The organism is Burkholderia sp. SCN-KJ (assembly GCF_024656005.1).
Lineage (GTDB): Bacteria > Pseudomonadota > Gammaproteobacteria > Burkholderiales > Burkholderiaceae > Burkholderia.
Genome location: NZ_JANKOG010000005.1, coordinates 257,870 through 272,582, shown reverse-complemented (window position 1 = coordinate 272,582; position 14,713 = coordinate 257,870). Strand labels below are relative to the sequence as shown.

Below are 14,713 nucleotides of genomic sequence, written 5' to 3'. Positions count from 1 at the left end.
CGGGAAGTCAGGAAACGAGACTCGCGAAATCGTCCCACACCATCACGATGTTCCGCGATCGCCAGATCGGCCCCGCATCGACGTACTCGCCGGCCAGCCGGCCGTTCAACGACGCGTAAAAGGCGATCGCGGCGTCGTTTCCCTTGACGACACTCAACGCCGCGCCCTGGTACCGCATCGTTTGCAGATGCGTTGCGAGCCGGGCGAGCAGCGTGCGGCCGATGCCGCGACGCTTGAACCCGGGATCGACGTACAGGAACTTGATCTCGCCACGGCCGCCGAAGATCGGCTCCGACGGCGCGCCGGCCGCGCCGATGCCGACGATCCTGCCGTCGGTTTCCGCCACGAGCACCAATTGGTCGCCTGCGTTCGACGCCAGCTTTTCGCGCCATGTCCTGCCGCGATGGCGCTCGTCGAGGACGGCATGCGCCTGCGCCGGCGCGAGATCGCGATAGGTATGCCGCCAGACCTTGACGTGAAAATCGGCGATCGCCTGCGCATCGTCGAGGTGGGCGGACCTGACGGATATTCCGGACATGGAGGACTCTCTCGGGCAGCTTGGCGCGCGCGGGCGCGGCGCACGAGCCGGATTGTCGACGATCGGGGCGAACCTGTCAGCACCCCGCGGGCGTCGCGAATCAGCGCGCAACCGCTTCCGTGTTCCGGACGCTGCCCAGAAACCGCGTCAGCTCCACCGTCTGCGGCCGCTCGAAAATCTCTTCGGCCGTCCCGCTCTCCCACACCCTGCCCTGGTGCATGAACACGATCCGGTCGCTCACCGCACGCGCGAAGTTCATCTCGTGCGTGACCATGATCAACGTCATGTCCTCGCGCGCAAGCTGCGCGACGACGCCCAGCACCTCGCCGACGAGCTCGGGATCGAGCGCGGACGTGATTTCGTCGCACAGCAGCACGCTCGGCTTCATCGCGAGCGCCCGCGCGATCGCGACGCGCTGCTGCTGGCCGCCCGACAGTTGTTCCGGAAACGCGTCGAACTTGTCGCCGAGGCCGACGCGCTCGAGCATCAGTTCCGCGATCGCGCGCGCCTGCTGGCGATGCGACTTTTTCACGACCGACTGCGCGAGCATCACGTTCTGCCCGGCGCTCAGGTGCGGAAACAGGTTGTACTGCTGGAACACCATGCCGACCTTCAGCCGCAGCGCACGCAGGTCCGCGTGCCGCGCATCGACGCGTTCGCCGTCGATCGAGATCGTGCCCGCGTCGATGCTCTCGAGTCCGTTGAGCGTGCGCAGCAGCGTGCTCTTGCCCGAGCCGCTGCGGCCGATGATCGAGACGACCTGCCCGCGCTCGACGGAGAAATCGATGCCCTTGAGCACATGATGGGTGCCGAAGTTCTTTTCGAGACCACGGGTTTCAACGAGCGGCATGCCATCTCCTTTGCAACGTGCGCGCATAACGGGTAAGCGGATAACAGAGCGCGAAATAGATCAGCGCGACGAGGCCGTACACGACGAACGGCCGGAACGTCGCGTTCGAGATCGCGATGCCGACCTTCGTCAGCTCGGTGAAGCCGATGATCGACACCAGCGCCGTATCCTTCACGGCCTGCACGCCGAAGCCGACCGTCGGTGCGATCGCGATGCGCGCGGCCTGCGGCAGGATCACGTGACGCAGCTGCTCGACGTAGCTCATGGCCAGGCTCGCCGACGCCTCCCACTGCCCTTTCGGCACCGCCTCGACGCAGCCGCGCCAGATCTCCGCGAGATACGCGCTGGTGAAGAACGTGAGCCCCGCGGTGGCCGCGACCCACGGCGGCACGTCGAGCCCGACGAGCGGCAGGCCGAAGAACACGATGAACAGTTGCATCAGCAACGGGGTGCCCTGGAATATCTCGATGTACAGCTTCGCGATGCCGCGCAGCAGCGTCGAGCTCGACACGCGCATCACGAGCAGCCCGAGGCCGACGAGGCCGCCGGACAGGAACGACACGATCGACAGTACGATCGTCCAGCGCGCGGCCAGCAGCAGGTTCGCGAGAATCTGCCCGAACGTGAAGTCGATCATCGCGCACCTCGCACGCGACGGGAGAACAGGCGGCGCCCCATCGAGCCGAGCGTGGCACGCAGCAGCAGCGCCATCGCCAGATACGCGAGCGCGATGACGAAGTACGTCTCGAACGCGCGGAAGTTGCGCGACTGAATGTAGCCGGCCGCATAGGTCAGGTCGGCCACCGAGATCTGCGACACGACCGCCGAGCCGAGCATCGTGATCACGATCTGGCTCGACAGCGCCGGAAACACCTTGGCGAGCGCCTGCGGCAGCACGACGTGGCGCAGCATCTGCGCGCGCGACATCGCCAGCGCGGACGCCGCCTCGAGATGCCCTTTCGGGACGGCGGCGACGCCCGCGCGCACGATCTCGACCGAGTACGCGCCGAGATTGAGCGTCATCGCGAGGATCGCGGCCGTGTATTCGTCGATGTGCACGCCGAGCGCCGGCAAGCCGAAGAAGATGAAGAACAGCTGGACGACGAACGGCGTGTTGCGGATCGCCTCGACGTACGCGCCGATCAGCGGGCGCAGCCGCACGGCCGCGCGCGCGTCGGAGCTGTACGCGGCCGCGCCGAGCACGCCGATCGCGACGCCGAGCACGGTCGCGACCGCGGTCAGCGCGAGCGTGATCGCCGCACCGCTCGCGAACACGCCGGCGTATTCGGCGAGCTCGCCGAATTGAAGCTGGTAGCTCATGACGATGGAGTAAAGTCGGGTTCGGACAACGACACCCGCCGCGCCGGCGATGCCGGCCGCGGCGATGTATCAGGCGACACTGCGATTCGTCACAGTCCGGCCGGCAACGGCTGGCCGAGCCACTTTTTCGACATCGCGCCCAGCGTGCCGTCCTGCTTCGCATGGGCGATCGTGTCGTCGATCTTCGCGAGCAGGCGCGGTTCGTTCTTGTTGACGCCGACGAAGCACGGCGAATTCTTGATCACGAACTTGACCTCGGGCCGGCGCGGCGGATTCTTCGCGAGAATCGCCGCCGCGACGATGTTGCCGGCCGCGATCAGTTGCACTTGGCCCGACAGGAACGCCTGGATCGTCGCGTTGTTGTCCTCGAAGCGCTTGATCGTCGCGTTCGGTGCGAGCTGCGACAGCGCGATCTCCTCGAGCGCGCCGCGGGTGGCGCCGACCGTCTTGCCGGTCAGGTCGGCAGGCGCGCTCACCTTCACGTCGGCCGGCCCGAACACGCCCTGGAAATACGGTGCGTACGCGCTCGAGAAGTCGATGACCTTCTCGCGCTCAGGTGTCCTGCCGAGCGACGAGATCACCATGTCGACCTTGTTGGTCGTCAGGTACGGAATCCGGTTCGCACTGTTCACGGGCACCAGCTTCAGCTTCACGCCGAGCGATTTGGCGAGGAGTTCGGCCATGTCGATGTCGTAGCCCTGCGGCTGCATGTCCGTGCCGACCGAGCCGAACGGCGGATAGTCTTCGGGCACCGCGACGCGCAGCGCGCCGTTTTTCGCGATGGTGTCGAGCGCGTCGGCATGCGCCGGCGCGGCAGCGAACAGCGCCATCACGGGGGCAGCGATCAGCGCAGCCAGCCAGGTGCGTCGGGGGAACGGTCGAGTCGTCGGGCTCACGGTGAATCTTCCTTGTCTGGTATGTCGTCGGGCAGCGCGCAACCGTTGCGCGGCCGCGGGTACTCCAGCAAAAACCGGGCCACCGCCGTGAAACGCTTGCCGTACCGGCAGTCGACGGAAATTCCGGCGCACCGCATTCCCCATTTCGGTGCGTGGGCCGGCACCGGCGCCAGCGGCTGCCCTCGCAGCGCGCGCCGGCGCACCAAATTACCTAACCGGTTCATTCCGCGAAGCGGGGCCGGTGCATGGGGCGCATGCCGGTTCCTGGGCATCGATCCGGGACGCCACGATCGGCGAATCGCAATCGGCACTGCGTCACGCGGCACGCTCCGGGGCGCCATAAACCAGACGAATCGCCGCTCGTCGAACGTGCACCGCATCGCCGCCGCGACTGATCGAAGACGTCGACGTGACCGCATGCGGCCCCGGGGACCACGAAGGCAAACGCGCTTGACGAAAGTCAAACCCGCGGAGACGACAGGTGCAAAAAATTGCGTATGCAGGATCGCCGATTGCCACCGGGAGACATTCATGAGCGCCAGCACTTCAACCTTCCAGGCGGCGCCCGCGCTCCAGCGGGTGCTGATCGCCATCGACGGTTCCACCGCATCCGATCAGGCATTGGCGTATGCCAGGGCGTTCGTTCCGTCGAATGCATCGGTACGCATCGTCAGCGTTGCGGATAATCCGCGGACGCTCGTCCCGCGCGGAGCGAGATCCACGGCGTTTCTCGACTCGGCCCGCGAAGAGTTGCTCGGGGATGCAACCGACGCGCTGTCACGCGCCGCACGCGCAATGGCGCGCGACGACCTCGCGCTCGACACGGAAGTCGTCGACCTGTCCACGCACGGCGGGGATATCGCGCATGCGCTGGCCGACAGTGCGCAAGCCTGGCAGGCCGAACTCGTGATCGTCGGGGCACGCCAGCATCACGGCCTGCGCGGATGGATCGAAGGAACGGTTTCCGGCCCGCTCGGCATGCTCGTCGGCTGCCCGCTGCTCATCGTTCCGGAAGGTTTCGGGTCGGTGGCCGAGCACCTGCCGCGGCGGATGCTGTTCGCGGTCGACGGAAGCCCGATTGCGCTTCACGCGTTGCGCACGGGGTTGAAACTCTCGTGGCCCGACACCGAATTCCGGGCGATATACGTGCTCGATCGCCCCTCGTCGCTGGGTGATTTCGTCCCCGTCGAGACGCTGGAACAGGCGTTGACCAGCGAAGGCCATCACGCACTGCAAAAAGCCATGGCGCTGCTCGACGGCACGGCCGGCCACGCGCAGTCGCAATTGATTCGAACCGATCGCGCCGACGCGGACGTGCCGCACCTGATCGTGCACGACGCGATCGAATGGAATGCGGACTTGATCGTCATGGGCACCCACGGGCGGCGCGGCGTCACGCGCTGGCTTGTCGGCAGCGTGGCCGGACGCGTCGCGCGCATCACGAAAACGCCGGTCCTGCTCGTGAGTGCGCCGCACGCATGATGCGTCTCGTCGTCACGCATCCGCTCCGACGGCGTGGAACAGTTCCTCCTCCTGAGCGCAATGCAGGCGTACGATCGCTTCCAGCCCGTACAGCAGGCGTTGTATCGCCTGCACCTGCGTGGCGTTCGCCGCATCGCCCGGCAGGTCCGCGACCATCTGCCTGAGCGATCGAACCATCCTGAAGATCTCCCGGTGTGCGCCGCTCATCGCCGCCAGCGGGTCCTCGCCACCGAGCAGCGGGGCGAGGCGCGCGTAGACGTCCCGATCGTCGGCGCGTTCGTGCGGCAGCAGCCGTTCGTCGAGCGAATCGATCAGGCGGACGAGCTCGCCGGCGATGGCGGCCCCGGACAGGTGCGGCAGGCGATCCGCGAGATCCCTGATCTGGTCCAGCAACGGTGACAATGCCGCGTGCTCGCGCTTGAGTTGCTCGACGTCGACATCCGCGAGCCGGGCGTCCGTCGGCCTCGGGCGAACCAGCAACACGCGCAACGCATTGACGATGACGGCGACGTCGATGACTTCCTGAATCACCGCGCCGGCAATCGGCGGCAGGAGTCCGGCCGCGGCAATCGTCATCGCGACGATCGACAGCGACATGCCGGCCACCACGCTCTCGAGCGCGATCCGGCGCGCGCGTCGGGCGATACGCATCGCATCCACGAGTCGATCGAGCCGATCCACCAGCAGAACCACGTCGGCCGCCTCGGATGACGCGGCCGCGCCCCGCGCGCCCATCGCGATACCGACGTCGGCCGCCGCCAGCGCCGGCGCGTCGTTCACGCCGTCGCCGACCATGATCGTCACGCCTTCCTTGCGCGCGGCCTGGATGGCGGCGAGCTTGTCCGTCGGCGTCTGCTCGGCGCGCACGTCGGTGACGCCCAGCAACTCGCCGACGGCCTGGGCGATGTCGCGCCGGTCGCCGGTCAGCATGACGAGGCGTGCGACGCCTTCGCGTTTCAGCAGCCGCAGCGCCCGCGGCGTTTCCAGCCGCACCTGGTCGGCCATCTGAATCGCGCCGATCATGACACCGTCGACACCGACGAACACGGCAGCCCCGCCCTCGTTGCCGACCCGTTTCAGGAACGCGTCGCTCCACGGGGCGGCCGTCGAGCAGGCGCGGACGTACCCGAACTTGCCGATCGCGACGGTCCGGCCGTCGACCCGGCCCGTCACGCCCTCGCCCGCCGTTTCCACGACGACCGACGGCGGTGACAGCGTGATCCGGCGCTCCCGCGCGGCGACCGTCAGCGCATCCGAAATGACGTGGCCCGAAGCCTGGGCCAACGACGCGGCGAAATGCAGCACATCGTCCGTGCCGACGTCCGCGCCGCATTCGATCGCAACGATGCGGGCGCGCCCTCCCGTCAGCGTCCCGGTCTTGTCGAAGAACAGGATCGTCGCTTGCGCGAGTCGTTCCAGCGCGCCCCCGCCCTTGACGAGGATGCCGCGTTTCGAACAGCGCGACATGCCGGACACGATGGCGACCGGGACGGCGAGGATCAACGGACACGGCGTGGACACGACGAGCACGGCGAGCGCGCGTGCGACATCCCCGGCCAGCAGCCACGCGATGCCCGCGACGAGCAGCGAAGCGAGTACGAAGAACGCGGCATAGCGATCCGCGAGACGCACGGACGGGCTGCGCTCGCGCTGCGCGCGTGCGACCAGGCAGACGATACCGGCAAACGTGCTGTCACCCGCCGTCGTGCGGGCCACCATTTCGAACGGCGCGCCGGCGTTGACCACGCCGCTGCAGGCGCTTTCTCCGGAGCGTCGCCGCTGTGTGGACGACTCGCCCGTCAACATGGATTCGTCGAGTTCCGCATCATCGGTCAAGGTGCCGTCGACCGGCACGAATTCACCGCTTCGCACGAGCAGCCTGTCACCGGGAACGAGCGTTTCCACGCCGACGGAACGCCACTCACCGTTCTCGAACCGGGTTGCCTGCCGAGGGGCACGGCCGAGCAGCGCGGTCATCTCGCGTCGCGCACGGTCTTGCGCATACCGCTCCAGCGTCCGCCCGCTGGCCAGCATCAACGCAATGACCGCGGCGGTCAGCGTCTCGTCGAGCGCGATCGCCAGGCCGATCGCCAGCCATGCGAGCACATCGATGCCGGCTTGCCGTCTCGCCACGGCCCTGGCAACGGATACCGTCAACGCGAGCAGGACCGGCAGCGCACCGACCAGCCAGACGACGCGCGCGAACGAAGGCAGGTCGAACGCAACGCACACGCCTCCTGCGGCGAGCGTGACCGCCGCCAGAACCAGCAACACGAGATCGATCGACCAGTGGATTCGAGACATGACGATTGTTCCGATCGCCGCGCATGGCGGCGTTCGCCGCATCCGGTTCGGGTTCCGGTTGCGGACGGCGTGGCACCAGTCTAGGAAACACCGCGGCTCGACCGTTGACATGGGTCAGCACGACGCGCCTCCCGCGACATGCCGGCGCGGCGCGCGGCTTGACGTGAGTCAAGCCGTCAGCCACTTTCCTCAGCAAAATTGAATCGTGAAACCGGATTGCCCGGAGTCGATATCGTGCTGACGCTGGCGGTACTCTTTCTACTGATTCTGCTGCTGAATCTCATGCCGGCATTCGCCCCGCCCACCTGGATGGCGATGTCGTGGGTCGGGTTCAACCTGCCGGACGGCAATCCGTTCATCTTTGCCGTCGTGGCGGCCGGCGCGGCCACGACCGGCCGCGTGATCCTGGCGACCTTCGCACGATCGCTCGTCCGCTCCCGCTGGATACGCGAATCGGATCGCGAGAATATCGACGTCGCCACCCGCTGGCTGCGAAAGCACCGAACGCTCACCGCCGGCGCGTTCTTTTTCTATGCATTGAGCCCCCTTCCGTCGAACTATCTGTTCATCGCGTACGGACTGTCCGGGTTGCCGCTCAGGATCATCGCCGTGGCCTTCTTCATCGGCCGTGCAACGACGTATGCGATCTGGGCGCATCTCGGCCGCTTTGCGTCGACCCGGCTGGACCTGGAATCCGAACTCGAAGGCACTTATCTCGGCGGATACTTCGTCGTCACGCAACTGGTGTTGCTCGGCCTCGTGTTCGTGTTGATGAAGCTCGACTGGCGCGCGCTCGTCAACGACCGTCGGTTGACGTTCCGGCGCGGCCATCGTCCGCGCAGTTCCGATTGACGTTCGCGTATGCGACGCCCCGGGCGGGCACGTCGGCTGCCCGGGCCTGTCTGCCCGCCGCGAATGCCTGCCATGACTTCAGCGACGCTTTCCCGCTTGCGCGGATCGACGTGCGTCATCACGTCCGGATTCGGTGTGTCCGGTGGCGAACGCGCGATCCCGGTCGCGCTCGCGACGTCGGCGGACGAAACCGGCGACGCGGCCGACAGCAGGAGCAGGCTGGCGATCAAGGCGGTCAGGCGAACGGCCATGGCGGACCTCGTGGAATGGCTGCCCCATTTTTCGCGATGGCGGCGCGCAATCCGCTGAGCCAGATCAACGATCGATCGCGCGTCGATGCGATCGTGCACGCGTCGGGCCGCCTGGACGTCAGCTTGCCTGCGCAACCAGTTCGGCATGGATCCGCTCGACGTCGTCGCGCGTGCAGAGCGCCGTGCCCGGATGCTCGACCGAGGCGGCCGATGCCGCCAGCGCATAGCGGCACGCGTCGTCGAACGGCACGCCGCGCGCCAGCGCCCAGACCATGCCGCCGACGAAACTGTCGCCGGCGCCGACCGTGCTGCATACCGCTGCCTGCCTGCCGGGCAGGCGCAGCGCGCGATCGCGCGTGAGGACCCAGGCGCCGCGCGCACCGAGCGTCAACGCGACGATGTCGGCCTGCCCGCGCGCCACGAGTTCGCTCGCCTTGCGGCCGGCCGCCGTGTCGTCGAGCGGTTCGCCGGCCAGCGCACTCAGTTCGCCGAGGCTGGGCTTCACGAGATGAACGCCGGCCTCGAGGGCCGCTTGCAGCGCCCGGCCCGCCGCATCGACGACCACCCGGCTTCCTCTTGCCCTGGCCGTCCGCGCGAGCGTCGCATACAGGTCGTCGGGCGCGCCGGGCGGCAGGCTGCCGCTCAGCACGAGATAGCGCGGCGCCGGCTGCATGGCGTCGATGCGGGCCGCGCAGTCGCGCCACTCGGCCTGCGTGACGAGCGGCCCCGGCATCACGAACCGGTATTCGCGCCCGGTCGCGGTCTCGCTCACGCAGACGTTCTCGCGCGTCTCGCCGGCGATCCGGACGCGCACCGCCGGCAGGCGCTCGGCTTCGAGCAGCAGCGTCAACACGTCGCCGGTCGGCCCGCCGGCCAGGTACAGCGCGACGCAGTCGCCCCCGAGCCGGTGAATGGTTCGGGCGACGTTGAGCCCGCCGCCGCCGGGGTCGCGCCGCGGCCGTGTACAGCGCAGCTTGTGGGTATCGACGATGTGCTCGACCGAGGTCGAGACATCGACGGCCGGATTCAACGTGACGGTAACGATATCGGTCATGGTGCGTCGCTCGCAGTCGATGGCAGGCGCGCCGGGCGCCCGCGTGGCGATTCCCGGCCGCCGTGGCGTGCCGGCCGTGGCTCCACGTTACGTTCGACGCTGGCCGCGGCGTTGACCGCCATCAAGCGGTGCCGCGAAAGCGCCCGGTTGCGTTCGATCAACGACACGTTCGGGCAGGCGCCTACATTGAGTCATTCGTCGTCGCCGAGCCCGCCATGGACGAGCAGCCGCTTTGCAGCACCGTGTTCGCCGAGCGCTATGCACAGCCCGGCGACACGTCTCGCGCGGCCGTCTTCCATCGCGTCGCCCGTGCGCTGTCGCTCGCCGAGCCGGCCGAGCGCCGTGCGCGGGTGGAGCGCGTGTTCTACCTGAACCTGCAGCGCGGTGCGATCGGCGCGGGCCGCATTCTCGCGAATGCCGGCGCGGACCACGGCGGAACGATGGTCAACTGCTTCGTCCATCCGCTCGCGATTCCGGCCGACGCGCCCGTGCAGGCCCTCGACACGGCGCTCGCGCATGCGCTCGACGACGCCCGGGTCACGCTGCTGATGGGCGGCGGAATCGGCTACGACTTCTCGCCGGTGCCACCCGCCGACGCGTACGAACGGCGCCTGTCGTCCGGACGCGGCGCGTGCGCGGCGCTCGACCGCTTCGATGCGATGTGCCGGGCGCTGCCGTTCACCGGCCCGCGCCGCGGCGCGCAAATGGGCGTGCTGCGCTGCGATCATCCGGATCTCGTCGCGTTCGTCGCGGCCAAGCGCGGACGCGCGCGCTGGCCGACGTTCAACCTGTCGGTCGGCGTCACGAACGCATTCATGGAGGCGGTCCGGCACGACCTGCCGTGGGCGCTGTTCCACCACGCGCCGCCGGCCTGCCCGTCCGGCGCATCGCCCCGGCTGCCCGACGGGCGCCATCTTTACACAACGGTGCCGGCCCGCACGCTCTGGCACGCGATCGTCACTGCCGCGCGCGACAGCGCCGAACCGGGGCTGCTGTTCCTCGACACGATCCGCGCCGCGAATCCGCTGCGCGAGCACGAGCGGATCGACGCGACGAACCCGTGCGGCGAGCAGCCGCTGCCGCCCTACGGCAGCTGCGTGCTCGGACCGATCGACCTGTCTCGGTTCGTTCTGCACCCGTTCGGTGTCGACGGCGAGCCGCGCTTCGATTTCGCGACGTTCGCCGACGCGGTGCGCATCCAGGTCCGCATGCTCGACAACGTGCTCGATCTGACCGAGTGGCCGCTCGCCGCGCACGAGCACGAGGCGCGCCGCACGCGCCGCATCGGGGTCGGCGTCACCGGGCTGGGCGACGCGCTGACGATGCTGAGGCTGCGCTACGACAGCGCGGAAGCACGCGCGCTTGCACGCAGGATCGCGCTCGCGATGCGAGAGCATGCGTTCGCCGCGTCGGCCGCGCTTGCCGCCGAGCGCGGCGTGTTTCCGGCCTACGACCCGGCCGCCTATCTGAGCGGCCCCGCGTATCGAACGCTGTTGCCGCTGAAGGTGCATCACGCGATCGCGCGGCACGGGCTGCGCAACAGCCACCTGCTGTCGTTCGCGCCGGCCGGCAGCGTGAGCCTCGCGTTCTGCGACAACTGTTCGAACGGAATCGAGCCGGCCGTCGGCTGGACGCAGCGCCGCATGGTCCGCACCGCGGACGGGCGGGTGCGGCCGTTTCGTGCGGAGAATCACGCTTACCGGCTGTTTCGCGCATTGCATGGCGACACCGTCAGGCTGCCGGGCTATTTCGTCACGGCGGCGGATATCGCGCCGGCCGATCACGTCGCGATGCTCGCGGCGCTGCAGCCGTGCGTCGACGCCGGTATCTCCAAGACGGTGACGATGCCCGGCCAGTGTTCGCTCGCGGCGGTCGACGCGCTGTTCTTCCAGGCGTGGCGCGAAGGACTCAAGGGCATCACGATTTTCCGGCCCGATCCGCGGCTCGGGTCGGTCGTGACCGATGACGCGTCGCACGCGCGGCGCGACGGCCCTGTCTGCATCGGCTGCTGAACGAGACGATGAGCGGCGGCGAGCGTCCGGGCAAGCGCCCGGGGCGATGGCGGGCGCCGATCGCTCCTTCAGGCGGAGACGCCCGTGGTCGTTTCCGTGTCGGCTTCCGGCGCCCGGGGCGGCTCGCCGTCATCGTCCGGCGGCGTGATGAGCGCCACCAGCATGTCGTGATCGATCGATTCGTGCTGCAGCAAACTGCGCGCGATCCGTTCGAGCGCGTCGCGATGCGCGCCGAGCGTTGCCGTGACCCGCGCGTGCGCCTCCTCGAGCAGCGCACGCACCTCTTCGTCGATCAGTTGCGCCGTGTGCTCGCTGCAGCGGCCGTCGCCCGGTGTCCACACGCCCGGCGCCCCGCCCTGGCGTGCGCCATCGTCGAGTGTCGCCAGGCCGATCTTCTCGCTCATCCCGTACTGCATCACCATATGACGCGCCAGCGCGGTCGCGCGGTCGAGATCGTTCTGCGCGCCGGTCGACACGTCGCCGAACGCGATTTCCTCGGCCACGCGTCCGCCGAGCAACACGTCGAGCCGGTCGAGCAACTCGCTCCGGCGCAGCACGTAGCGATCCTCGGTCGGCACCTGCTGCGTGTAACCGAGCGCCGCGATCCCGCGCGGGATGATCGACACCTTCTTCACCGGATCGCAGTGCGCGCGGCTTTGCGCGACGAGCGCATGTCCCGACTCGTGGTACGCGATGGTCAGCTTTTCCTGTTCGTTCATCACGCGGCTCTTGCGCTCCATGCCGGTCATCGCGCGATCGATGGCTTCGTCGAAATCGGCCATCCCGATCGCGGGCTTGCCCAGTTCCGCCGCGTGCAGCGCGGCTTCGTTGACGACGTTCGCGAGATCGGCGCCGACGAAACCCGGCGTGCGCTGCGCCAGCTCGGCCAGGTCGACTTCCGGCGCGAGCTTCACGCGCTTCGTATGCACGCCCAGGATCTGCTTGCGTCCGGTCAGGTCCGGCCGGTCGATCGCGATGTGCCGGTCGAAGCGCCCGGGGCGCAGCAGCGCGGGATCGAGGATCTCCGGCCGGTTGGTCGCGGCCATGATGATGACGCCCGAATTGGCCTGAAAGCCGTCCATCTCGACGAGCAGCTGGTTCAGCGTCTGCTCGCGCTCGTCGTTGCCCGACATCAGGCCGACGCCGCGCGCCTTGCCGAGCGCGTCGAGCTCGTCGATGAACACGATGCACGGCGCGCTCTGCTGGGCCTGCTCGAACAGATCGCGCACGCGCGCCGCGCCCACGCCGACGAACATCTCGACGAACGCCGAGCCGCTGATCGTGAAGAACGGCACCGCCGCCTCGCCGGCGACCGCGCGGGCGAGCAGCGTCTTGCCGGTGCCGGGCGCGCCGACGATCAGCACGCCCTTCGGGATCTTGCCGCCGAGCCGCTGGTAGCGTTCGGGGCTGCGCAGGAACGCGACGATCTGCTGCAGCTCGGCCTTCGCCTCGTCGATGCCCGCGATATCGTCGAACGTGATGCCGGTTTCCTTCTGCATGTAGACGCGGGCGCGGCTTTTGCCCATGCCGCTCAGATCCCGCATCCCGCCCGGCCTTCGCATCATGAAATTCCAGATCAGGACAAAGCCGATCAACGGGAAGATCCAGGTCGCCAGCGTGCCGATCCAGCCCGTATCCGTCGCGCCGCGGTAGCGAATCCCGGCAGTCGTCAGCGCGGCGACCAGCCCTTCGTCGCTCACCCGGTTCGTCGTGAAGCGCCACGGCGCGCCGGCCTCCTTCACCCCGGCCGCATCGGACGCGGGCAGCGCGGCGCCGGCTTGCGGCATGCGCAGCGTGCCCGAGATCGTCGTCGGGCCGATCTCGAGATCGTCGACGAGCCGTGCGTCCACCAGGCGGTGAAAATCGCTGTAGGAAATCGACGTCGACGCCGGCTGGCGCGCCAGCAGTTGAACCGCGACCAGCACGGCGAACGCGACCGGAATCAGCAGCCCGGAGTAGTCGAATGATTTTTTCACGGGGTCGAACCTCTCCGGCAGGCCAGCATCCGCTCACGCATCGTCGCGCTTCCGGTGCGCACGCAGCATGTCCTCGCCGTCGCGACGGTCGGGACGGCCCCTCGTATGCGGCTGCATGCGCCTGTCGCGGCGCAGATGGTTTCGGCCGGGGCCGGTATGCGGACGGTTCATCGCGGCTTCTCCTGGTAACGGACCATGCAGGCAAGCCGGTCAGGCGACGGTCAATTGGTCGACGACCTGCCGAACGCCCCTCACCGACCCGGCCGCACCACACGCGGCGCGCCTTTCGGCCAGCGACGCGACCGTGCCCGTCAGCGTGACGATGCCGTCGGTTGCGTCGATCGAGATTCCCGCGGTTTCGCGCTGCGCGCGGCGCGCAAGCGCCTCGGCGATGCGGGCGCCGACGTCGGGCACCGTATGGTCGGCACGCACCCGGATGCGGTTGGCCACGCCGACGACGCCGATCATCCGGCTCACCATCGCTTCCGCCGCGCGGCTCTGATACGCATGATCGACTTCGCCGTCGAGCGTCACGCAGCCGTGATCGACCTCGACGCTGATCTTGTGATCGCGCAACGCCTCCTGCCAGCCGAGCGCGAACGTGATCGCGATCGCCAGTTCCTGGTCCGCGCACGCGTTCTCCGGCGGGGTGACGTTCAGTTCGAGCACCAGCGCGCGCGCGTCGGCGACGTGCAGCGCCGTCTTCTGCGCCTCGAGCTTCTGGGCCCAGCTGTCGACCGTGCCGCGCAACGTCACGATCCGGTCGTGAACCTCGACGTCGATCCGGCGCGCCTCGATCGCCGGATTCCAGAACAACGCCTGCTCGACATCCTGCTTGAGTACTGCATCGGACTTCATGTCGGTCTCCCGTCGGCCCATGCCGGCCGCATGCCTGCGAGCGAATGCGTGCCGCACCATGTTCAGCATCGCGCACGGCCGCGTCGGCGGCTTGACGAGGATCAATCAACCACGGGCTCGCGACGGACGTTGCCGCACCAGGCGTGCCGCCCGTGACAGGCATTGCGCGGCCCGGTCCGGCACGCCGTCGCGAAAGCGTCCGACGCATGCTCCGGCACGCGCGTCAAGCGAGCAGCCCCTCGAAACGCATCCCCGCCCGAGTGACACAGATCAAGGGGAAACCCGGTAATCGTCGGATATAAGTGACTCCGAAGCGGCGA

13 protein-coding genes are annotated in these 14,713 nt (G+C 68.5%); 4 read left to right on the top strand and 9 right to left on the bottom strand.

Going from position 1 to position 14,713, the window contains the following annotated elements; all coding sequences use genetic code 11:
* Positions 1-7: 7 nt before the first annotated feature.
* The 5 genes from NQV17_RS11270 to NQV17_RS11250 form a co-directional block, all read right to left on the bottom strand.
* Entirely contained in the window at positions 8-649 is a 642-nt protein-coding gene (locus tag NQV17_RS11270; protein ID WP_257772316.1) for a GNAT family N-acetyltransferase, read from the bottom strand.
* On the bottom strand, positions 639-1,388 hold the full coding sequence (locus tag NQV17_RS11265) for an amino acid ABC transporter ATP-binding protein (RefSeq protein WP_044846549.1): 750 nt from the start codon (positions 1,386-1,388) through the stop codon (positions 639-641). Before NQV17_RS11265 ends, NQV17_RS11270 begins: the two co-directional genes overlap by 11 nt.
* On the bottom strand, positions 1,375-2,025 hold the full coding sequence (locus tag NQV17_RS11260) for an amino acid ABC transporter permease (protein ID WP_257772314.1): 651 nt from the start codon (positions 2,023-2,025) through the stop codon (positions 1,375-1,377). Before NQV17_RS11260 ends, NQV17_RS11265 begins: the two co-directional genes overlap by 14 nt.
* Positions 2,022-2,708, bottom strand: a complete 687-nt coding sequence (locus tag NQV17_RS11255) for an amino acid ABC transporter permease (protein WP_257772312.1) — start codon at positions 2,706-2,708, stop codon at positions 2,022-2,024. The genes NQV17_RS11260 and NQV17_RS11255 overlap by 4 nt, the downstream gene beginning before the upstream one ends.
* An 89-nt stretch (positions 2,709-2,797) precedes the next feature.
* Complete coding sequence (locus NQV17_RS11250; protein WP_257772310.1) at positions 2,798-3,604, bottom strand: transporter substrate-binding domain-containing protein; 807 nt, start codon at positions 3,602-3,604, stop codon at positions 2,798-2,800.
* A 531-nt stretch (positions 3,605-4,135) separates the two neighbouring features.
* Between NQV17_RS11250 and NQV17_RS11245 the strand changes: the two genes are divergently transcribed.
* Entirely contained in the window at positions 4,136-5,086 is a 951-nt protein-coding gene (locus tag NQV17_RS11245; RefSeq protein WP_257772308.1) for a universal stress protein, read from the top strand.
* Positions 5,087-5,098: 12 nt separating this feature from the next.
* Here the strand turns inward: NQV17_RS11245 and NQV17_RS11240 are convergent, their stop codons facing one another.
* On the bottom strand, positions 5,099-7,390 hold the full coding sequence (locus NQV17_RS11240) for a heavy metal translocating P-type ATPase (RefSeq protein ID WP_257772306.1): 2,292 nt from the start codon (positions 7,388-7,390) through the stop codon (positions 5,099-5,101).
* 234 nt (positions 7,391-7,624) lie between these two features.
* Here NQV17_RS11240 and NQV17_RS11235 point away from each other — a divergent pair, with 234 nt between their 5' ends.
* Positions 7,625-8,242 (top strand): VTT domain-containing protein, encoded by a 618-nt coding sequence (locus tag NQV17_RS11235; protein ID WP_257772304.1) that lies wholly within the window; start codon positions 7,625-7,627, stop codon positions 8,240-8,242.
* Between the two features lie 72 nt (positions 8,243-8,314).
* Positions 8,315-8,551, top strand: coding sequence for a hypothetical protein (locus tag NQV17_RS11230; protein ID WP_257772302.1), 237 nt, complete (start codon positions 8,315-8,317; stop codon positions 8,549-8,551).
* A 60-nt stretch (positions 8,552-8,611) separates the two neighbouring features.
* On the opposite strand, the gene NQV17_RS11225 is transcribed toward NQV17_RS11230, so the two are convergent.
* On the bottom strand, positions 8,612-9,547 hold the full coding sequence (locus NQV17_RS11225; RefSeq protein ID WP_257772300.1) for a 1-phosphofructokinase family hexose kinase: 936 nt from the start codon (positions 9,545-9,547) through the stop codon (positions 8,612-8,614).
* 215 nt (positions 9,548-9,762) lie between these two features.
* On the opposite strand from NQV17_RS11225, the gene NQV17_RS11220 reads away from it, so the two are divergent.
* The gene (locus tag NQV17_RS11220) at positions 9,763-11,559 is read left to right on the top strand and encodes an adenosylcobalamin-dependent ribonucleoside-diphosphate reductase (protein WP_257772298.1); all 1,797 of its coding nucleotides are present in this window, start codon (positions 9,763-9,765) and stop codon (positions 11,557-11,559) included.
* A gap of 68 nt (positions 11,560-11,627) precedes the next feature.
* Here NQV17_RS11220 and ftsH read toward each other — a convergent pair whose 3' ends face one another.
* The gene (gene ftsH / locus NQV17_RS11215) at positions 11,628-13,535 is read right to left on the bottom strand and encodes an ATP-dependent zinc metalloprotease FtsH (protein WP_257772296.1); all 1,908 of its coding nucleotides are present in this window, start codon (positions 13,533-13,535) and stop codon (positions 11,628-11,630) included.
* 210 nt (positions 13,536-13,745) lie between these two features.
* Positions 13,746-14,393, bottom strand: a complete 648-nt coding sequence (locus NQV17_RS11210; protein WP_257772294.1) for a BON domain-containing protein — start codon at positions 14,391-14,393, stop codon at positions 13,746-13,748.
* Positions 14,394-14,713: the final 320 nt, after the last annotated feature.

Excerpts from the sequence above, each read along its gene's own strand:
- NQV17_RS11265 (WP_044846549.1), bottom strand. The coding sequence starts at position 1,388 with ATGCCGCTCGTTGAAACCCGTGGTCTCGAAAAGAACTTCGGCACCCAT.
- NQV17_RS11260 (WP_257772314.1), bottom strand. The coding sequence starts at position 2,025 with ATGATCGACTTCACGTTCGGGCAGATTCTCGCGAACCTGCTGCTGGCC.
- NQV17_RS11255 (WP_257772312.1), bottom strand. The coding sequence starts at position 2,708 with ATGAGCTACCAGCTTCAATTCGGCGAGCTCGCCGAATACGCCGGCGTG.
- NQV17_RS11245 (WP_257772308.1), top strand. The coding sequence starts at position 4,136 with ATGAGCGCCAGCACTTCAACCTTCCAGGCGGCGCCCGCGCTCCAGCGG.
- NQV17_RS11240 (WP_257772306.1), bottom strand. The coding sequence starts at position 7,390 with ATGTCTCGAATCCACTGGTCGATCGATCTCGTGTTGCTGGTTCTGGCG.
- NQV17_RS11230 (WP_257772302.1), top strand. The coding sequence starts at position 8,315 with ATGACTTCAGCGACGCTTTCCCGCTTGCGCGGATCGACGTGCGTCATC.
- NQV17_RS11225 (WP_257772300.1), bottom strand. The coding sequence starts at position 9,547 with ATGACCGATATCGTTACCGTCACGTTGAATCCGGCCGTCGATGTCTCG.
- NQV17_RS11220 (WP_257772298.1), top strand. The coding sequence starts at position 9,763 with ATGGACGAGCAGCCGCTTTGCAGCACCGTGTTCGCCGAGCGCTATGCA.
- NQV17_RS11210 (WP_257772294.1), bottom strand. The coding sequence starts at position 14,393 with ATGAAGTCCGATGCAGTACTCAAGCAGGATGTCGAGCAGGCGTTGTTC.